Annotated in this window: 21 protein-coding genes; 15 read left to right on the top strand and 6 right to left on the bottom strand. The window is 69.8% G+C overall.

The window, feature by feature from the left end:
* The first annotated feature begins 184 nt into the window (after positions 1-184).
* From mppP to KI385_RS25245, 15 genes are all read left to right on the top strand, one after another.
* The gene (mppP, locus tag KI385_RS25315; protein ID WP_238574419.1) at positions 185-1315 is read left to right on the top strand and encodes an enduracididine biosynthesis enzyme MppP; all 1131 of its coding nucleotides are present in this window, start codon (positions 185-187) and stop codon (positions 1313-1315) included.
* Complete coding sequence (gene mppQ, locus KI385_RS25310; RefSeq protein ID WP_238574418.1) at positions 1315-2562, top strand: enduracididine biosynthesis enzyme MppQ; 1248 nt, start codon at positions 1315-1317, stop codon at positions 2560-2562. Before mppP ends, mppQ begins: the two co-directional genes overlap by 1 nt.
* Complete coding sequence (gene mppR, locus KI385_RS25305; protein WP_238574417.1) at positions 2559-3464, top strand: enduracididine biosynthesis enzyme MppR; 906 nt, start codon at positions 2559-2561, stop codon at positions 3462-3464. The genes mppQ and mppR overlap by 4 nt, the downstream gene beginning before the upstream one ends.
* A 19-nt stretch (positions 3465-3483) precedes the next feature.
* On the top strand, positions 3484-4428 hold the full coding sequence (locus KI385_RS25300; protein ID WP_238574416.1) for an ArsR/SmtB family transcription factor: 945 nt from the start codon (positions 3484-3486) through the stop codon (positions 4426-4428).
* Between the two features lie 61 nt (positions 4429-4489).
* On the top strand, positions 4490-4705 hold the full coding sequence (locus KI385_RS25295; protein WP_128509657.1) for an MbtH family protein: 216 nt from the start codon (positions 4490-4492) through the stop codon (positions 4703-4705).
* Positions 4706-4822: 117 nt separating this feature from the next.
* Positions 4823-5491 carry a response regulator gene (locus KI385_RS25290; protein ID WP_238574415.1) on the top strand — a complete coding sequence of 223 codons (669 nt, stop codon included), beginning with the start codon at positions 4823-4825 and terminating at the stop codon, positions 5489-5491.
* 144 nt (positions 5492-5635) lie between these two features.
* On the top strand, positions 5636-6808 hold the full coding sequence (locus tag KI385_RS25285; protein WP_238574414.1) for a sensor histidine kinase: 1173 nt from the start codon (positions 5636-5638) through the stop codon (positions 6806-6808).
* A 70-nt stretch (positions 6809-6878) separates the two neighbouring features.
* Positions 6879-7295, top strand: a complete 417-nt coding sequence (locus KI385_RS25280) for a hypothetical protein (RefSeq protein WP_238574413.1) — start codon at positions 6879-6881, stop codon at positions 7293-7295.
* A gap of 2 nt (positions 7296-7297) precedes the next feature.
* Entirely contained in the window at positions 7298-8218 is a 921-nt protein-coding gene (locus KI385_RS25275) for an ABC transporter ATP-binding protein (RefSeq protein WP_238574412.1), read from the top strand.
* Between the two features lie 13 nt (positions 8219-8231).
* Entirely contained in the window at positions 8232-9863 is a 1632-nt protein-coding gene (locus tag KI385_RS25270; RefSeq protein ID WP_238574411.1) for an ABC transporter permease, read from the top strand.
* An 80-nt stretch (positions 9864-9943) separates the two neighbouring features.
* Positions 9944-10162 carry a hypothetical protein gene (locus tag KI385_RS25265; RefSeq protein ID WP_238574410.1) on the top strand — a complete coding sequence of 73 codons (219 nt, stop codon included), beginning with the start codon at positions 9944-9946 and terminating at the stop codon, positions 10160-10162.
* Between the two features lie 82 nt (positions 10163-10244).
* The gene (locus tag KI385_RS25260) at positions 10245-11699 is read left to right on the top strand and encodes an SGNH/GDSL hydrolase family protein (RefSeq protein WP_238574409.1); all 1455 of its coding nucleotides are present in this window, start codon (positions 10245-10247) and stop codon (positions 11697-11699) included.
* 129 nt (positions 11700-11828) lie between these two features.
* The gene (locus KI385_RS25255; protein WP_238574408.1) at positions 11829-12230 is read left to right on the top strand and encodes a hypothetical protein; all 402 of its coding nucleotides are present in this window, start codon (positions 11829-11831) and stop codon (positions 12228-12230) included.
* Between the two features lie 119 nt (positions 12231-12349).
* Positions 12350-12631, top strand: a complete 282-nt coding sequence (locus tag KI385_RS25250; protein WP_238574407.1) for a hypothetical protein — start codon at positions 12350-12352, stop codon at positions 12629-12631.
* A 107-nt stretch (positions 12632-12738) separates the two neighbouring features.
* Positions 12739-13239 carry a hypothetical protein gene (locus KI385_RS25245; protein ID WP_238574406.1) on the top strand — a complete coding sequence of 167 codons (501 nt, stop codon included), beginning with the start codon at positions 12739-12741 and terminating at the stop codon, positions 13237-13239.
* 83 nt (positions 13240-13322) lie between these two features.
* Here KI385_RS25245 and KI385_RS25240 read toward each other — a convergent pair whose 3' ends face one another.
* The 6 genes from KI385_RS25240 to KI385_RS25215 all read right to left on the bottom strand — a co-directional run bounded on the left by KI385_RS25240 (position 13323) and on the right by KI385_RS25215 (position 19807).
* Positions 13323-14120, bottom strand: a complete 798-nt coding sequence (locus KI385_RS25240) for a hypothetical protein (protein WP_238574405.1) — start codon at positions 14118-14120, stop codon at positions 13323-13325.
* A 19-nt stretch (positions 14121-14139) separates the two neighbouring features.
* Complete coding sequence (locus KI385_RS25235; protein ID WP_238574404.1) at positions 14140-15279, bottom strand: nucleotide disphospho-sugar-binding domain-containing protein; 1140 nt, start codon at positions 15277-15279, stop codon at positions 14140-14142.
* Positions 15276-16070, bottom strand: coding sequence for an AfsR/SARP family transcriptional regulator (locus KI385_RS25230; RefSeq protein WP_281066901.1), 795 nt, complete (start codon positions 16068-16070; stop codon positions 15276-15278). The genes KI385_RS25235 and KI385_RS25230 overlap by 4 nt, the downstream gene beginning before the upstream one ends.
* Positions 16071-16541: 471 nt before the next feature.
* Positions 16542-17522 carry a Gfo/Idh/MocA family protein gene (locus KI385_RS25225; protein WP_238574402.1) on the bottom strand — a complete coding sequence of 327 codons (981 nt, stop codon included), beginning with the start codon at positions 17520-17522 and terminating at the stop codon, positions 16542-16544.
* A 112-nt stretch (positions 17523-17634) separates the two neighbouring features.
* A complete protein-coding gene (locus tag KI385_RS25220) occupies positions 17635-18636 on the bottom strand; it encodes an NAD-dependent epimerase/dehydratase family protein (protein WP_238574401.1) in 1002 nt (333 codons plus the stop codon).
* Positions 18623-19807: a nucleotide disphospho-sugar-binding domain-containing protein gene (locus KI385_RS25215; RefSeq protein ID WP_238574400.1), complete on the bottom strand. Its 1185-nt coding sequence runs from the start codon at positions 19805-19807 to the stop codon at positions 18623-18625. The genes KI385_RS25220 and KI385_RS25215 overlap by 14 nt, the downstream gene beginning before the upstream one ends.
* Between the last annotated feature and the right edge of the window lie 11 nt (positions 19808-19818).

Below are 19818 nucleotides of genomic sequence, written 5' to 3'. Positions count from 1 at the left end.
AGTTAGCGCAGGCACCGGCCGAACCACCGGCGCCTGCGCCAGATCGCGCCGCTCAACACACGGCACCGACGGGGACCGCCGTCATGGCGGTCGGCCGCTGTGTGCCCATGCCCTCCCGCATCTGGGGAACCCTTTACGTCTCTGCGAGGTACCTGTGTCCGGAACGCAGCAAGTAAAAGCCGCTTTGGGGGATTCCGAAGGTGACACCGGAAACCTCACCCAACTGGAGTTCCTGGCTCTGAACAGCGAGTTCAACATCGCTGACGGCCACGCCCGGCAGGCGCTCACGCCGGGCCAAAGCAAGATCGTCGACGATCTGCCGCTGCTCTTCGCCGAGGGCGAGAAGCGGCCCGTCGAAGAGCTCGAACGCGAGGCGCACCACGCCTTCTTCACCGCCCTCGGCCAGCACAGCTACCCCTCGGCCCCCGGCCGGGTGCTGAGCTGCTACTCCTCCTCGGTCGCGATGGAGATCCTCTCCCGCTCGCTGTCCGAGACGATCGAGTCGGTGGCCCTGGTCCACCCGACCTTCGACAACATCGCCGACCTGCTGCGCGGCAACGGCCTGAAGCTGGTGCCGCTGGCGGAGGACCCGCTGCACGGCGACGACCTCGACGTGAGCCTGCTGAAGTCGGTGGGCTGTGTCTTCCTCACCACGCCCAACAACCCCACCGGCAAGGTCGTCTCCCGGGAGCGGCTGACCCGGCTGGCCGAGCAGTGCGCCGAGCACGGCGTCATCCTCGCGCTGGACACGTCCTTCCGCGGCTTCGACACCCGCGCCCACTACGACCACTACGAGGTGCTCAACGCCAGTGGTGTGCGCTGGGTGGTGATCGAGGACACCGGCAAGCTGTGGCCGACCCTCGACCTCAAGGTCGGCATGCTCGTCCACTCCGAGAACCTCGCGCTGCCGGTCGAGAAGATCTACTCCGACATCCTGCTCGGTGTCTCCCCGCTGATCCTCGCGATGGTCCGCCGCTTCTCCGAGGACGCCGCGGCCGGCGGTCTGGAGGATCTGCACCGCTTCATCGCCGCCAACCGTGCCATGGTGCGCGCGGAACTCGCCGGTCTGCCGGGCGTCACGGTCCCCGACCCCGACAGCCGGGCCAGCGTCGAGCGGGTCGCCATCGATGACCTGACGGGCACGCAGGTCTGGGCGAAGCTGCGGGAGCACAACGTCTACGCGCTCCCGTGCCGCCCGTTCCACTGGGCCAACCCGTCCGAGGGTGACCACACCCTGCGGCTCGCGCTGGCCCGGTCCACGGACCCGCTCGCCCAGTCCGTGCGCGCCCTGCGCCACGTGCTGAAACAGCGTTGATGACGCCTGTCGCAGAAGGAGGACTCCCGCACGGCTCCGTGCCCTCGCTGTCGCACACGCGGCAGTGGCGGCCCGGGGTCGTGCAGGAGGTCGCCCCGGCCGGCGTCCTCGACCTGGGCCCCGGCTACATCGAGCCGGCACTCCTGCCCGTACGCCTGCTGCGGGGCGCGTACGAGCAAGCGCTGGCGGAGTACGGCGCCGCGGCGCTGGGCTACGGTCACGACCCGGGCGCGCAGCCGCTGCGCGACCGGCTGGCCGCCCGCGCCGCCGCGGCGGACGGCCTCCCCTGCGACCCGGACCAGGTGCTGCTGACCTCCGGCACGTCCCAGGCCCTCTATCTGCTGGCGACCTCGCTCGCGGCCCCGGGCGACACAGTGCTGACGGAGGAGCTCTGTTACGACCTGGGACAGCGGATATTCCGGGACTGCTCACTGCGGCTCCGCCAGGTCGCCATGGACGGGTCGGGGATGCTGCCCGACGCGCTGGACCGCGCCCTGACCGAGGGCGCGCGAGCGGGCGCGAAAACCGCTTTCGTCTACCTCACCCCCACCCACCACAACCCCACGGGCCACACGATGCCGCTGGCGCGCCGCCGCCTGCTGCTCGAAGTGGCCGCCCGGCACGATGTGCTGATCGTGGAGGACGACGCCTACACGGAACTGTCCCTGATCCCTGACCGCACTCCCCCGCCCTCGCTGGCCGCCCTGGCCGGCTACCGGCGGGTGGTGCGGCTGTGCAGCTTCTCCAAGACCCTCGGCCCCGGACTGCGGCTGGGCTGGCTGCTCGCCGACCGGGAACTGGCCGGCCGGCTGGCCACGCACGGCCTGTTCGTCAGCGGGGGTTCGCTCAACCACACCACCTCGCTCGCCGTGAGCACCCTGCTCGCGAGCGGCGCGTACGACCGTCATCTCGACGCGTTCCGGGCGCAGTTGCGTGCTCGTAGGGACGCGCTCGTGGGCGCTCTACGCGCGATGCTGGACGACGGGGTGGAGCTGCGCACCCCGGAGGGCGGATTCTTCCTGTGGCTGCGGGCCGGGGACGGGGCCGACGAGCGTGAGCTGCTCGACGGCGCCGCCCGGGCGGGCGTCAGGATCGCCGCCGGATCGCGCTTCGGCACAACCCAGGGGGCCGGCTTGCGCCTGGCCTTCAGCTTCAACCCGCCCGCGTTACTGGAGCAGGCCGCCAAGCGGCTGACCACCGCATGGTCCGGCAGCACGCCGGACCTCGAGATCGGAGTGAGATCGTGACGACCAGCACCGGGACCAACGGCCGGCACACGGTGGCCGGTCCAGGCAGCGCCGGTCCCGTCGGGTACAGCCTGCCGCTCTCGCCGACGGGCGAGTCGGCGATGCTCACACCACCGCCGTGGCACTTCTCCGGCGAGGTCGTCATGGTCGACTACCGCGTCGACCCGGACGCGGCCCGACGGTTCCTGCCGCCGGGCCTGGAGCCGGGTGCCGACCCGGGCGCCGCGGCGGCGGTGTTCGCGACCTGGCAGTGGTGTTCGCAGGACGGAGCGGAGCTGACCGACCCCGGTCGCTGCCAGTTCGGGGAGTTCCTGATCCTGCTCAGCTGCGAGTTCGAGGGCCGTCCCATGGCGCGCTGCCCGTACGCCTGGGTGGACCAGGCCGTGCCCATGATGCGCGGCTGGGTGCAGGGGATGCCCAAGCAGTTCGGCGTGATTCACCAGAGCCGGCCCGTCACGGTCGGCAAGGCGGGCTCCCGGCTGGCGCCCGGCGGTCGTTTCGACGGCGCGCTGTCCGTGCACGGACGACGCGTCGTGGAGGCCTCGGTCACCGTGGACAGGTCGACGGACCAGCCGCCGGCGCTGCACGATGTTCCCCTGGCGCACACCCTGGTGTTCCCGGAGTGGGTGCCCTCCGGCGGCGGGCCGCGACCACGGCTGGTCGCCTCCGAGGTAAGCGATGTGGAATTCTCCCCGATCTGGACCGGATCGGGTGATCTCACGTTCTTTGACGGACTGGGGGATGATTTCGGGGCGCTCGCACCGTTGGAAGTAGGTAGCGGCCACGTGTTCTCGTACGGGGAGACCTTGCACGGCGGCCGGCTGCTCAGCGACTACTCGGTATCGAACGACATCAGCCATGACCACGGGGGACAAAGTGCTGAGGATCCACTTCACAGTTGAGGACATAGCAAATACGCGCATGCTGGCGACCCTCGGGCCGCTGGCCGAGAGCGCTTTCGCGCTCTATCTGTTCGGCCGTAACGGCGATGTCGCCTTTCACGAGTGGCGTCGCAGTGTCCGCGCCGAACTCGGCAAGGACGCGGCCCGCTTCACGGCCTTGTCCCAGCAGTTCCGGACCCTGGAGGAATTACCTGCCGCCTTCGCCGACGCCTTCACGCCGGGGGCGGACCCCGACCAGGTTCCGTCCGGCGAGGACCGGCGCGGCGCCAGGCTGCTGGCCGACCTGTGCCGGGTGGCCGTGCTGCCGCACTGGAGCCTGATCCGCAGTCATCTCGACGGTGCGCGCGAGGGCTGGGGCAGGGTGGCCATCTCGCACGGTGTCGAGCGGCTGCTGGGCTCCGTGCACCCCAAGGTCCGCTGGCGGGCGCCGGTCCTCGAACTGCGGCACGGGCCCAACCGCGACATCCATCTGGACGGTCGCGGGTTGCTGCTGTGCCCGTCGTTCTTCCTGTCGGAGCAGTCCTGTTCGTTCGTGACGGCGGTCGGCAAGGACGCCATGCCCGCCCTTGTCTTCCCCGTGAAGGCCTCGTCCAGGGTGGACATCTGGGGTACCTCGGAACACGACGAGCAGGCGCTGGGCGCACTGGTCGGGCACACCAGGGCGGCCGCCCTGGAAGCGCTCGCCGAGGGCTGCTCCACGGGCGAACTCGCCGACCGGCTGGGGATCTCGCTGGCCGGTGCCAGCAAGCATGCCGCGGTGCTGCGACGATCCGGGCTGGTGACCACCTCCCGTAACCGCAACACCGCGCTGCACGCGCTCACCCCTCTGGGCACCGCCCTGCTCCGCAGCAGCGACCGCTTCATCTCGCCGCCTACCGCCCCGGTATCGCGCGTGCCGGCGCAACGCATGCGGCCCTTGCAGCTCAACGGCATCGGCCCCGGCACCAACCGGGCGGCGGTCTGACCGCCCCCGCGGACGGCCACCGCCACGACTTACGGCACCCCTGACAGGAGAGGACACGACAGTGGGCACAAACCCCTTCGACGACCCCGACGGCCGGTATCTGGTGCTGGTCAACGAGGAAGACCAGCATTCACTCTGGCCGGCTTTCGCCGAGGTGCCCCAGGGCTGGACGGTGGCGCTCGCGGAAACCGACCGTCAGTCCGCGCTCGACTTCATCACCGAGCACTGGACCGACATGCGGCCGCGCAGCCTGGTGCGGGCGATGGAAGAGGCTTAGACCAGCCTTGCCGTATCAGGCGATTTCTCCGGGACCGGCGGTTCTTTCTCAAAGATCGCTGCCGGCCCCGGGGAAGAAGCCCCCACCCGCCCCCGCCGTACGGCAGAATTCCTGCCCGTGACTATTCGCTTGCTGATCGCCGACGACCAGGAGATGGTCCGCCGCGGAATACGCCGCATCGTGGAGAGCCAGCCCGACATGGAAGTGGTCGGCGAGGCGGCAAACGGCGTGGACGCGGTGGAGATGGGGCGCACGCTCAAACCCGATGTGGCGCTGGTCGACATCCGGATGCCGCGGATGGACGGCCTGGAGGTGACCCGCCTGCTGGCCGACCCCGCCGCGGCCAACCCGGTCCGGGTCGTCGTGGTGACGACCTTCGACCTGGACGAGTACGTGTACCCCGCGCTGCGCTTCGGCGCCTCGGGGTTCCTGCTCAAGCGCTCGGGGCCGACGCTGCTGGTCGAGGCGGTCCGGGCGGCGATGGCCGGCGACAGCCTGATCAGCCCGTCGATCACTGTCCGGCTGCTCCAGCATGTCACCGGCCCCACGACCGGCCGCCGCCCCCGCCGCCGTGACTCGGTGCTGACCGAGCGGGAGGTGGAGATCGCCGGGAAGGTCGCCGAGGGCAAGACCAATTCCGATATCGCCCGCGAGTTGTTCATCTCCGCGGGCACGGTCAAGACCCATGTCGCGAGCATTCAGCGAAAGCTACAGGTACGCAATCGCGTCGGGGTCGCGGTGCGGGCCTGGGAGCTCGGATATGCCACCGGGCAGACCCCGGGGTGAAAACCCGCGGCCGGCATCGGGCAGCACGCCACCCGGCAGAAACCCCGATGCCGTCCCGCGGAAATCTGCCGTCCGGCAGATGCGGTAATTTCCGCGCTGTGCTTGCCGCCGCGCAACCCGGGGAATGTGCGTAGCCTCGCCCTCATGGATTACGACGTTCCTCCCCGGCAAAAGCGCCGCCGGTGGTGCGGGGTGGCCGCGGCAATGATGCTCGCCCCCGCCGTCATAGCGCCACCGAGCGCCTATCTGCTGGCGGTCATGGCCGCATTGACGCTGGCCGTATCGATACTTGCCTGGCCGACCGGCCGGATCTCCCTGGCCCAGGCGGCGGGCGGCGTCGCGCTGCTCTCCCTCGCCGCGGACGTCGGCTACTTCGGGCAGCCCGGCCTGGTGATCCTCTGGTACCCGTTCGAGACGGTCGCGCTGCTCGTTCTCCTGGAGCGGGTGGTACGTCATGTGCCCAGCCCCCGGGTGGGCATCGTCGCCCCGCTGACCGGCGCAGCCGTCATCCTGCTGCCCCTGCGCTTCACCCTGCACGCCCCCACCGCCGGGCTCAAGGAATCGGTCTTCGCGGCCTTGCTGGCCCTGATCCCGGCGGCCTGCGCGACGGGTGTGGGGCTCTATCTGCGGTCGCTGGACAACCGCCGGGCGTATGCCGTGGTGCTGGCGCGCCGTGAACAGCGCCTCGAAGTCGCCCGCGATCTGCATGACTTCGTCGCCCACGAGGTGACCGGCATCGTTCTGGAGGCCCAGGCCGCCCAAGTCAGCGAGGACGCCGGGCCCGAGGAGCACCGCGCCCTTCTGCAGCGCATCGAGAAGGCCGGGCTACGGGCGCTGGACTCCATGGACCAGACGGTGACGACGCTGCGCGAGGCGGACGGCCGCAAGTGGGGCGAGCCGCCGCCCACCCGGCTCTACGGCTTGGCCGACCTCCCCGAGCTCGTCGGCCGCTTCTCCTCCATGGCCGCCGCCGAGGTGGCGCTGTCCCTGGAGGACGAGGTCGCCGGCACCCTCTCGCGGGAGGCCGAGGACACCGCGTACCGGGTGGTACTTGAATCGTTGACCAATGTCCGTCGGCATGCGCCGCAGGCCGGCCGGGTCCAGGTGTTCGCCGGACGGACCGCCGACCGGGCCGTGGAGGTCTCGGTCGCCGACAACGCAGGGCCGGGGGCGTCCGCCGGCACCCGGCAGGGCGGCGGTACGGGCCTGGCGGGCCTCGGCGAACGCGTCAGCGCCCTGGGCGGCTCCCTGGAGGCGGGCCCGTACGAGAACGGGTGGCGGGTCAGGTGCCTGCTGCCGGCGCCCGCCATCCGCTGAGCGGATATCTGCCGATCGGCAGATGTGCCGGCCGCCCGGGCCCGGGATCCTCATAGGAGTGCACCACCCCGTGACTCTGGAGGAACCGATGTTCTCAGGCACCATCTCGAAGCGGCCCGCCACACTCGTCGTCGCGGTGGCGGCCGTCGCCGCCACCCTCGGCCTCTCCGGCTGCTCCGTGGACGCCTCGAAGGCGAAGCCCGAATCGAAGTCGTTCACGTACTCGGGCAAGTCCCTGAAGGTGACGACGCACGAGGTCGCCACCAAGGTGGTCGCCGCCGACCGCAAGGACATCAAGGTCACCCGCTGGTTCGACTCGGCCGCGGGCACCGAGCACCTGAAGTGGACCCTCAAGGGCGACACCCTGGACATCGACGCCGGCTGCAGCGGTATCGCGATCTGCGACGCCAAGTTCAAGGTCGAGGTCCCCAAGGGCATCGCGGTGACCAAGGACGGCGAGAAGACCGACCTGACCGGGAAGAGCTGACCGTGCTCGACCTCGTCAACATCACCAAGGTCTACAAGGGCGGCAAGCACGCCGTGGACGACCTGACGATGCGTCTGGAACCCGGCATGCTCGGCCTGCTGGGCCCCAACGGCGCCGGCAAGTCGTCCCTCATGCGGATCGCCTCCACGGTCACCCGGCCCACCAGCGGAAAGGTCCTCTTCCACGGAGAGGACGCGGTCGCCAAGCCCAACGCGCTGCGCCGGGCCCTCGGTTACCTCCCGCAGGACTTCGGCGTCTACCCGAACCTGACCTCCCGCGAGTTCCTCAGGTATCTGGCGGCGGCCAAGGGCGTCTCGGCCAAGACCGCCAAGGCCCGTATCGATGAGCTCCTGGAGCTCGTCAACCTCACCGAAGCGGTCAAGCGTCCCCTGGGCAAGTACTCCGGCGGCATGCTGCGCCGGGTCGGCATCGCCCAGGTGCTGCTCGCCGACCCGCAGGTGATCATCGTGGACGAGCCGACCGCGGGGCTGGACCCCGAGGAGCGGGTCAGGTTCCGCAATCTGCTCAGCGATCTGGCGGCCGACAAGGTCGTGATGCTCTCCACCCACATCGTCTCCGACGTCGAGTCGGTGGCCTCCGACATCGCGGTGATGGCCGGCGGCCGGCTGCAGCGCCGCGGCACCCCCGAGGACCTGCTGCGCTCGGTGGACGGCCAGGTGTGGGAGGTGCTGGTCGACCCCTCGTCCGTAGCGGCGGTGCAGGCGCAGTACACCGTCAGCCGCCTGGTCCGCACGACCGAGGGCGTCCGTATCCGGCTGCTCTCGCGCGAGCTGCCGTACGAGGGCGCCGTCCAGCTGACGCCCGACCTGGAAGACGCCTACCTCGCCATCATCCGTGGGGTCGACGGCGGCCGGGCCGCCCAGGGCTTCGGCGAACGGCCGCTCCAGGCACGGGTGGTGTGAGGCAATGATGCGCATGCTCACCGGTCTTGCGGTGGCCGACTTCCGCGACCGGGTACGCCGGCCCGCGTATGTCGTGATCCTGGCCGCGGCCGTCGCCCTCGGTTACGTGGCGGTGCCCGACTCGGACGCCAAATGGATGATCATGCAGATCGGTGATCACCGCGGGATCTACAACAGCGCCTACGTCGGCATGGTGACGGCCCTGGCCAGCGGTCTGTGGATCACCCTCGGCGGCTTCTACATCGTCCGCAACTCCATCGAACGCGACCGCAGCACCCGCGTCGGCCAGCTGCTCGCCGCCACCCCGCTGCGCACCACCGCGTACATGCTCGGCAAGTTCCTCAGCAACCTCATGCTGCTGTCCTCCATGCTCGTGGTGCTCGCGCTCACCGCCCTGGTCATGCAACTGGCCCGCGGCGAGTCGCACGACATCGACCTGATCGCCCTCTGGCAGCCCTTCCTCCTCATCGCGCTGCCGCTGGTCGCGCTGACCGCCGCCCTCGCGCTCCTCTTCGAATCGCTGCCGCTGCTGCGCACCGGCCTGGGCAACATCCTGTGGTTCTGCATCTGGATGGTCGTCTCGACGGCCGGCCAGGGCCCCGGTCTGCCCCTCGACGGCATCGGCGTCAACAGCGTCGTCCGGTCGATGTATGACGACATGGTCGCCCAGCACATCGATGTCACCGGCGCGTTCAGCCTCGGTCTGACCTACCTCGACAAGCCCCTCGGGCTCTTCACCTGGGACGGCTTCACGCCCACCGCCGGCTATGTCCTCGGCCGGGTGACGCTGCTGCTGATCGCCGTCGTGATCGCCATGCTCCCCGCGCTGTGGTTCGGCCGCTTCGACCCCGCGCGAACCTGGCTGGGCCAGGGGCGCACCCCCGAGCAGGCCCCGGCCGACGGTGTCGTCCAGCCGGTCTTCATCGACGAGGTCGGCCCGGGGACGCCTCCGCTGTCCGTTCAGGGCCATGGGGGAGCTTCCCCGTCCCGGCCCACCGTCGCCACGCTGCTGCGCACCCGCCCGGAGCCGGGCGCCGTGACCCTGCGCGTCTGGGCCGGCGAGGTCCGCATCCTGCTGCAAGGTGTGCGCTGGTGGTGGTGGACCGGTGCCGCATTCCTCATGATCGCCGCGCTCTCCTCCCCGGGGATCCACGGCATCATCCGCGTGATGCTGCCGCTGTCCTGGATCTGGCCGGTGCTGATCTGGTCGCGGCTGGGCACCCAGCGCCACGAGTACCACGTCGACGGCATGCTCGGCGCCTACCCCGCGGTGCGCCGCCGGGTCTTCGCCGAATGGGCCGCGGGCCTGACCATCACCGCCGTGGCCGGCATCGGTCCCCTGATCCGCCTGGTGGCCGCCGCCGACTGGTTCGGTCTGGCCGGCTGGGTCGGCGGGGCCCTGTTCATCCCGTCCCTGGCCCTCACCCTGGGCACGCTCAGCCGTACCCATCGCCTCTTCCAGGCGGTCTACCTGCCGCTCTGGTACAGCGTCGCCAACGGACTGCCGATCTTCGACTTCATGGGCGCGCTGCGCGACAGCAGCGAACTGGCCGCCGTGCAGCCGTCGGTGACCGTCGTGGTTTCCGCGGCCCTGATGGCCATCGTCTTCATGACCGGCGTACTCCGCCGCTTCGGCCGCGACTGACCCACCGACCCCGTCGGCGCCGCGGCTGCCGACGGGTTCGGGGCCGCGCGGCACCGGTGCCCCCGAGAGAGGAACACGCCATGACCGACCCCATCCGAACCCCCGACACGCTCGCCGTCGACCACACCCGGCACACACGGCCGCTGCAGGCCGAGCGCCGGATCGCGGAACTGGAAAACGAGTTGGACGAGCTGCGCAGCGCCAACGAGATCCTCTTATCGGTGGCCACCTACTTCGGCCAGGCCAACGTCCTGCCCACCCGGCCGGGGATACCCGGCCCACCCGCCGCCGAGCGCTGACGCCCGACGTAAGCGCCCCGGCACACACAAAGCCAACGGGGGTGAAGCACCGACTCGATCCGAACAGACCCGAGGAACTCCTATGCGACTGTGGCCCCGGCACAAAGCCGGCCGACCCGAAACCGACCGGCACGAAACCGACCCGCACACGGCCGAGCAGCACACGGCCGACGCACCCGAGGCCGGCCGGCCCGCACCCGGCCGCACCACGAAGGGGAGCCCGCGCTCGCTCCCCGCGACGATCGTCATGACGCTGTCCGTGGCCCTGGCCGTGACCCTGACCGCGGCGCTGACCGGGGCGTTCGCCCCCGCCCGCCCGTCCCTCAGGAGCGAGAAGGCCGCCCCCGCCGCCCCCCACTCCCCCCAGTGGACAGCCACCTGGGGAGCCGCCATGCAGCAGGCGACGAACGAGGCCACGGAGGACACCCCGAACTGGTCCCGGCAGGGATTCAAGAACGAGACCCTGCGCCAGGTGATCCGGCTCAGCGTCGGCGGCCCCGAGCTCCGTATCCGCCTCTCCAACGCCTACGGCACCAAGCCCCTCCACATCGCCGGCGCCACCGTCGCCAGGTCCGACGGCGAGGCCAAGGCGCGCCCCGGCACCGTACGCACCCTCACCTTCCGCCATGCGCCCGCCCTCACCATCCCCGCGGGCCGCGACACCGTCAGCGACGCGGTGGCCATGCCGACCGCCAACCTCGAAAAACTCACCGTCACCCTGCGCTTCACCGCCCCCACCGGCCCGGCCACCATGCACCGCTTCACCACGGCCACGTCCTACCGCGCCCCCGGCGACCGGCTACGCAGCCCCGCCGCCGATGACTTCAACCGCCGTGCCTCGCACGCCTGGTACTACCTGACGGCCGTCGATGTGACCCAGGAGCCGCCCCGTTCGGCCGACTCCCTCATGGTCTTCGGCGACTCCCTCATGGACGGCGTCGGCACCAGCCCCGACACCGACAACCGCTTCTCCGACAAACTCGCCGAACGCCTCATCGCCGCCGGCCGCCCCCAGGGAATGACCAACGCCGGCCTGGCGGGTGACCCCCTGCTGCACGATTCCCCCTGCTTCGGCGAGAAGGGCACCGCCCGCTTCGCCAAGGAACTGCGCGATCGCGCCGCCCTGCGCACCGTCTTCATCCACCTCGGCGCCAATGACCTCGCCCAGTCCCAGCAGGACGACCCCTGCACCAGGAACCGCCCCCCGGTGACCGCCCAACAGCTCATCGACGGCCACCGCGCCCTGGTCCGCGCGGCCCACGCCCGCGGTATCAAGGCCATCGGTGTGACGATCCTCCCCCTCAGGAGCGCCGTCTTCCCCTTCACCACCCCCGCCGGTGACAAGATCCGCCGGCAGCTCAACCACTGGATCCGCACCAGCCACACCTACGACGCCGTCCTCGACGCCGACCGCGTCCTGACCGACCCCGCGAACCCCAACCGCCCCCGCCCCGGCTACATCTCCCAGGACGGCCTCCACCCCAGCGACGCCGGCTACCTGGCCCTCGCCTCCGCCGTCGACCTGAACGCCCTCTGACCCCACTCCCCCCACCCCCAGACAGCCCCGACCAGGTGCCCCCCGTCCCTGGTCGGGGCGCACGTCCGTCACGAGGGCAACGTCCGTCTGTACGCGGGCGAGTGCGGCCCCGAGGCAGAAGTGCGGGCCGTGTGCGAAGTCCTGGCCGGCCTCGCCGAGCGCACCCCCCAGCCGCCGCCCCCGGCGTCCGGCCGCACCGCCCAGGAAGCCCTGGGCGCGTTCGCCCGCGCATGGGTCGCCCGGCTCCCGCTCGCCACCGATGAGCACCGGGCGGCCGGGATCGGCATGGTCCTGATGCCGGAGATCCTCGCCGACGCACGAACCCGCCTGCCGTTCGCCCAACTGATGAAGCTCAACGCGATCCTGCTCGGACTCGCCCCGGAGCGTCTGCACCGGCCCGAAGCCTCCGCCCCCCGCCTGGTACGCGTCGCGGAAGCCACCTCACCACCCTGCACGGCGCGAGCCAACTGGCCGACGCCGCACCCGGCTTCACCGAACCCTTCGACATCGTCAGCGCCTGCGAGCGGCTGACCGGCCTCGATCTGGGCGACGCATGGGCACCGCCCCACCTCCCCTACGTTCCGCAGGCCCGGCCCGGCGACGAACCGTGGTCCCCGCCGCACGCGGCAGTGGACACAAGGGTGGACACGGTGAGCGGCGAGCCCGCGCGGCTCACCGGCGAGCGCGACGGCGCGCTGGCGGTCCTCGGACCGCACCGGCTCGAAGCCGCCGAGGAGGCCGTACGGGCCGCCCCGCCCGGGGCCGGCGTATCCGCCGTCAGCGACACCACCGAGACCGCCGTCCGCATCAGCTCGGCCGCATCATCGCCCGCGCGGAAGGCCGCGGCGCCTGCCATGCCGCCGCAACGGCCAACTCTCACACCCCCGCCAACCGGCCACAGCCTTAGGTGTGTTGCCCTGACCATTCGGTGACACCACAACCATCGATGGACGGCTGTTACACCCCTGACAGCACATCGCTAAACGACCGTCATAGCTTCGGACCCGCCGACCGATCAACAACAACCGGAGCGAGAGCCATGAACCGCACCACCCGCACGACCCGGCGCACCAAAACAGTCATGGGAGCCGCCCTGGCCGGAGTCGCCGTCCTCGGCATGTTCGCCACCGCCCACGCGGCAAACGCCACGCCCGCCCCGACGCACACCGTGGCCACCGCGAGCCTCGCCCGCACCGCCAACTTCCCCTACGTCATCAACCACTACGGCGAGGAGAACGCGGACAAGGGACGCGCCGAGCGCAGCCCCAAGAACCTGGTGCTCTCCGAATTCACCTCCATAAACGGCCTCACCTGGCAGCAGTGGGGCGCGAAGAAGGCAGTCGGCACCGGAAAGGTGACCGGCACCTGGTGCCTCGACACCTGCCTCGACAAGCCGCTGAAGGCGACCGTCACGCTCTCCGACCCCAAGACCGTGAACGGTAAAAAGGTCTTCTCCACCTTCACCCTGAAGCTGGCCAACAACCCCGGAACCTACGAATCCGAAGACCTCCAGGGCAAGCGCCCCCTCGCCACCAGCTGACGCCCCCCGCCGGACGAACACGCCCACGGCCGCAGCCACCGTCTCCACCCTGACGCTGACGGCCGTGGGCATTGACGCGGACGCTACCCCGCCGCACAGGCCGGCTCGGCCTCGAAGGCCAACAGGGACAGCCCGGTGACCTGGATGACGGCGTTCCACTCGTCCTGGGTCAACTCCGGGAATGCGTCGAGCACACAGCCGGGAACGGGACAGCCATCAGCGCTCAGCAGTACCTGCGCGAAGGCGAACCCCGAGCGGCTGAGACACACGCGAGCCCCTGGCTGCTGCCCTGTGCGCCGCACCGCGAGGTGCTGAGCGGCATCCTGATTGTCAGGAGTCTCCGACGCGAAGTCCAGCAGCGTGGTCCGCAGCTGCGCAGTGAGTTCGTCCTGGTGCAGATCTGCGCGTTCCGCGACCGCGGCCAGCGCCTGGCAAAAACGCTCCCTGCCTACCGACCGGGCCGGCCTCGGGGTGCGCTGCCGATGCCGTGCGGCGTCATCGGCCACAGGCTCGGGCTCCGACTCAAGCACCCTGAGGATGAGCTTGGAGACCAGCAGTACAGCTTCCCACTCGTCCTGGCCCAGCGTCGGGCAGCTCTCCCGCACCTGCGGCGGGAGACCGCTCTCGTCTGCGCACCAGAGCAGGTCCGGCAGCCCTACGTCATAGTCCGCGAGCCGCAGACCGAGGTTCCGTCCCCACCTGTGATCCTCACCGCCGACGATGACGAGTTCCACGCGCGAGCGCTCGCCCAGCACCTCCACAGCCAGTTCACGCAGCGCGTTTTCGACCGGGGCACTGAGGTCTGCCTCAGCTACGTGCCCCCTCTCTCCGACGTGCAGCAGGGCATCGCGCAGGCGACCGCGCGGCGATGACGGATTCATGGTCTCCTCGATGAGTACGTCAGCGCGCCAGTCTCACCAACCGCTCGACCGCCTGGGCCGGCGAATCGGTAGCGGCCATCTCCTTGCGGACCTCGTCCGCGGCCACCGTCAGTGTCCGGTCGCCGAGCAACCGGGCAAACAGTGCACCGTTGACCTCGGAGGGCGCCGCGGACAGCCCGACTCCGCGCTTGACCAACGCCTCGGCGTTGATGAAATTGTCGTCGCCGGTCGGCAAGGCCAGTTGAGGCAAGCCCGCGTGCAGCGCCGACAGGGTGGTACCGATGCCGCCCTGATGCACGATTGCGGCGCAGCTTTCCAACAGCACATGCAGCGGCACCCAGTCGCAGACCCGTACGTTGGACGGAAGCTTCCCGAGCGGCGCCGGGTCGGCGCCCCCGAGGGCGAACACGAAATCGGCATTCGTGCCGCCCGCCGCATCGACCAGCGCGCTGAAGACCCCGATACCCAGCATCTCGGGTGCCGTGGTGCCGAGCGTCACCGCGACCCGAGGGCGCTGTGCCGGCCCGATCAGCCAGTCGGGGACCAGCCCGCCGCTGCCGTACGGGACATACCGCACGGGCCAGATGCCCTCGTCGCAGGCGCCGGCCATGCTCGGCGGTACGACGTCGATGACCGCGCGGCGCTCCGGCCGGCCGTTCACGCCGTGCCGCTGGTAGGCGGGCGCCAGTTTCGCTGCCATGGCCGGGACGACTTCGGCGGCGCCGGCGTGGAAACCGCCGCGGTGCTCCACGGCCGGGACGGAGAGCACGGAGGCGGCGAGCGGGCCCGCTCCCTGAGCTACGTCGTGCACCACGAGGTCCGGTTGCCAGCGCTTGGCGAGGTCGACCGTGCCGTCCGCCATCGCGTCCGACCACGCGGAGAGCAACCCGGTGATGGGGTTGGGGTCGGCGTCGGCGGCGCCCTCTGCCTCCGGGTCGGTGTACTGGCGGTGCAGGCCCGCTATCGTGTCGAAGTCGACTACCTCGGCCACCGGCAGGCCGGCCTTGGAGATCGCGTCGAACGGTCCCTGGAAGCCGGCCAGCAGTACCTCGTGGCCGGCTGACCGCAGCGCCCATGCCGTGGACACCAACGGGAACAAGTGGCCGGGGAAGGGGTAGACGCTGAAGAGAACCCGCAGCCGTCCGTCCGCAGACGTCATGACGCGACCGAGCTGCCCGTGACCGTTACCGGTTGCACGGGTATCGGGCCGGGCCAGTGGCCCTCGTCCCGGCTGAGCAGTGAACGCTGCAGCCGCTGCAGAGGGATGGTCGGTTCGATGCCGAGTTCGTCGTGGAGCACCTTGCGCAGCGACTGGTAGGCGTTCAGGGCCTCGCCTCTTCGGCCCGTGTGTCTCAGGACAGTGATCAGCTGGGCGTGGAACCACTCGTTGAGCGGGTGGTCCGCCACCAGCGCGCGCAACTCAGGAACGAGTTCGAGATGCCGCCCCAGTTGCAGGCGGGTCTGCACATGGAGTTGCGTGGTCCTGATGCGCATCTCTTCGAGGCGTACGACATGAGCCTCGAGTATCTTGCCGGCGCTGACATCGGCGAGCACCCGGCCGCGCCAGAGGGACAGCGCCTCATGCAGCCGCCGTGACGCGTCCTCGAGTCGGCCGCGCTCGTGCAGTTCACGACCTTCATCGGCCAACCGCTCGAACATGTTCGCGTCCAGCTGGTCATCGCTGACGTACAGACCGTATCCCGGGGGCCGGGTCGCCAGTATGCGGCTGGCCTCCTCGTCGCCGAAGCTGCGGCCGAACGCCTTGCGGAGCTGGTAGATGTACGTCTGGGAGGTCGTGACCGCGCTCCGCGGCGGGTGGTCGTCCCAGAGCTCGTCGATCAGGGCTTCCATGTCGACGATCTGGTTCGCCCGGAATAACAGCAGGGCCAACGTACGGCGCACCTTGGGTGCGGTGGGCGTGCAGAATTCCCCGTTGTTAACCACTTGCATTGGTCCGAGAATATTAAACCTCATCTTAACTCCCCGTGGTGTTCCGGTCTCGTAGTCGATGCTCCAGCTGTGGACGACATTATCTCTTTTCCGCACAAATTTCCGAAGTTTAACCTCCCTTGGTTAGTTTTTTACTCCGGACAGAGGTTTGGAATCCGGAATCGGAAATGCAGCGTGCGCATGCAATTACGACACGTAATGGCCGCGACAACCGGCCGCAGGTCGCGAGTGGACTTTTCTCGGACATTCTTTACGGTGACCGTCCAGGCTCTTTTTTGACCCGGACATGATCATTGCGCCGGTCTGTGATCTGCGTTTTTCGGCCAGATCGCGTCACGGCCAGCGCGGATGGCGATGCCGCCAAGGCGGAGGTGGGGTGATCAAGATGGGGGCGGCGTGCCTGAAAGTCGCCGTGCGTTTCCGATGTAGTGGGTAGTTTTCGCGTTCCTGTATGTAGCCTACGGATACGAGTCAGCGCATCGCAGATTTACGGATCCCGTCGATCAGGTCGGCCTGCCGCAAAATCGCATCTCCGTGAGGCGCGAAGTCGTTGCCCTTCAGAATCGCATCGGCAAAGGCTCCGGAGATATTCACGAATTGCTGATCCGCCGGAAGCGTCAGTTCCTCGACATGATCCTGGCGCTCAATCCGCACGACCGGAGAGTGCGTATCCGGAGTGGTGAACGCGCGACTGAGCGAGAGCTTCCCCTCGCTGCCCCAGAGTGTGTATTCGCACCGGTAAAAGTGCGTGAGCCCGAACGTCAGCTGTGCGGTCACTCCGGACGGTGCGCTCAACAGGGCACTGCCCCCGACGTCGAGGCCCCCGTCCCGGGCCGGCCTCAGGTGCGCGCCGAGCACATCCAGCTCACCGCCGAGATACAACTGCGCGGCACGCACGGGATAGACACCGACCTCGAGCAACGCGCTGGCGTGCCGGGTGAGGTAACGGTCCTCCCCCGCCGGCAAAGGCGGGAACCCGAACTCGCTGGAGAAGGAGTGCAGTTCACCGATCACGCCGTCACTGATCAGCTTCGCGATGGCCGTGTGCTGGGAGTGGTGGAGGAACATGAAGCTCTCCATCAGCAGCAGCCCCTCCTCCCGTGCCACGGTGACCGCTTGCAGCGCCTCCGGCCGAGTGGCGGCAAACGGCTTCTCGCACAGCACATGCTTGCCGGCCCGTAGGGCCTTGATCGTCCACTCCGGGTGCATGCCGGGCGGCAGCGGGATGTACACGGCGTCCAGGTCGTCGCGTTTGAGCAGCTCGTCGTAGCCGGTGACAGCCTCGCAGTTGAACTCCGCCGCGAAGGCCGCGGCCTTCGCGGGGGTCCGGCTCGCGACGGCGACAACGTCTATCAGCGGTTGCCGGAGCATCGAGGGCAGCATCCGCCGCCTGGCGATGCTTGCGCACCCGACCACACCCAGAGCAACAGAACCATCACGGTTCTCGTTCATTGCCGTTCGCCTCTCTGATCACTGTGGTGCTACCGCCCCACGAGCCTCTCCGGCCGTCACCGAAACCCGCTCGAGGATGCGTCCACCGTCGCGCGAGCGGGCGCTCGCTCGTTCAGCTTCCTGTCCGCCGGATGTACTTGAACTGCTCCCAGTCGTCACGCAGAGCGTCCTTGAGCGGGCGGTGTGCGCTCCAGCCGAAGTGCTCCCGGGCCGGTTCGGGGTCGACCCGCAGCCATTCGCCGCCGGAGCCGGTCGAAGCACGGGCGCCCTCCACCGGCTCCCGCTCGACCAGCTCCGCCTCGACACCACTGACCGCGATCTGGGTGGTGACGAGGTCGCGTACGGGGACGGCCTCACCGGTGCCGATGGGCACCACTCGGCCGGTCAGGTCTGATCGCGCCGCGGCGACGACGGCGTCTGCCGCGTCCCGGACGTCGAGGTAGTCGCGCCACGCCCGCAGCGGCGCCAGCTGTACGACGCCGCTCTCGCCGCTCTCGTAGGCTGTCCAGAGCTGTTCCAGTACCTTGCCGAGCAGACTCGGCAAGGGAGTACCGGGACCTGCGAGGTTGGCCAGCCGCAGCACCATGCCGTCGACCCGGCCACTTTTGACCGCCGCGAGTACCAGCTGGGTGGCGGCCAGCTTGTAACGGCCGTACGGACCGGTGGGGTTGGCCGGTGTCTGTTCGGTGATCGAAGAGCCGTAGGGCGTCACTCCGTACTCCATGACGGTACCCAGTTGCAGGAAGCGCGGGCGGTGGCCCGGCAGCAGGGCGAGCCCTTCCACCACCCGCTGGGCGAGTATGAACAGCGAGCAGCGCATCACGTCCTCGCTCACGCCCCAGCAGCGGCCGGCGGCGTTGACCACGACATCCGGGCGCTCGGCCAGGAGCATGTCCGCGATGTCCCGGGGCGACGCGTTCACCAGGTCCATCGCCAGGAACGGGGTGTCACCCAACTTCGGCGGGGCCTTGGAGGCCACCGCGAGGACGGAGTAGCCGGCCCGGTCGAACGCCGCGCTCACATGGCGGCCGACCCAGCCGGTACCGCCCAGCACCATCACACGTGGGCCGGCGGCCTCCAGGCGCCGCTCGACCGGGAGTTCATCGGACGACATGGAGGCCCCCGGTCGCGGTGGGTGTGATACCGCCCGGCACCAGCTTTTCCAGCAGCCGGACGTTGGCGGCTGGGCTCGGCATGGCGGCGATCTCGGCATGCATCGCGCCGGCCCGTGCCCGGTGCGCCGGATTGTCGAGCAGTTCCCGGCAGGCGGCGAGTATGTTCTCTGCGCTGTCCTCGCCCGGCTCCAGGACCTCGGCGGCGGCGGTACCGGCCAGCCGCCGGGCCGCTATCCGATTGTTGAGCATGTAGGGCAGCACCAGCTGCGGGACCCCGGACGCCAGGCAGGAGTACATGGTGTTGCCGCCGCCGTGGTGCACAACGGCGTCGCAGGTGGGCACCACGGAATCCAGCGGCAGCCACCCCGCCCGCAATCCGCGCACCGCCGGCAGTCGCAGGTCCGCCGCCTTCTCCTTGTTCACCGCGACCAGGATTTCCGCGTCCAGGTCGGACAGCGTGTCGATCAGGTCTTCAAGGGTCCCGACGCCACCGGGCTTGCCGCGGGTGATCCGGCTGCCCAGGGTCACGCAGACCCGCGGCTTGCCGGACCGCTCGGTCATCCACGGCTCCAGTGGCGCGGTCGTGTTGAACGGTACGTAGCGGGCCGGGCTGCGGCCGGGCACCGGCCCCTCCGACAGGCTCGGCGGGCAGGTGTCCAGGTAGAGGTCCGGTTCCGGCAGCTCGGTGCGGCCCAGTGCGGCCAGTTCGGGAGCCAGCTCCTCGGCCGCCGCACGGTCGAGCAGGGGCAGCGAGGTGACCTCCACCGCTTGGTTGACCCAGGGCACCCCCAGGCGCATGGCCAGCAGCGGCGCGGCGAAGTGGTACGTGGTGCCGACGACAAGATCGGGCTGCCAGCGTGCGGCGAACGCGTTGAGTCCACCGATCGAGAAGGCGGCCAGCCGTCCGAAGCCGTGCCCCATGAAGGAGAGCGTCTCCTCCTCCCCGTGCGGGAAGGCGATTTGCTCACCGTTCCGGTCGAAGCGGACCAGATCGGTGATGTCCTGGGGCGGGAGGGCGACGAACGGCAGACCGGCCCCGGAGACCGCGGGCGCGGCGTTTTCCGGCCCGGCCAGTGCCACCTCGTGACCGGCTGCGCGCAGCGCCCAGGTCAGTGGCACGAGGGGGAACACCAGTCCCAAAGTCGGGCCCGTCAGGATGAGAATACGCATGGTGAGACAGT

It is taken from the genome of Streptomyces inhibens, from assembly GCF_022221585.1.
GTDB classification, from domain to species: Bacteria; Actinomycetota; Actinomycetes; order Streptomycetales; family Streptomycetaceae; genus Streptomyces; species Streptomyces inhibens.
The sequence above is the reverse complement of the archived record's forward strand: the minus strand, read 5'-3'. Positions and strand labels throughout refer to the sequence as shown.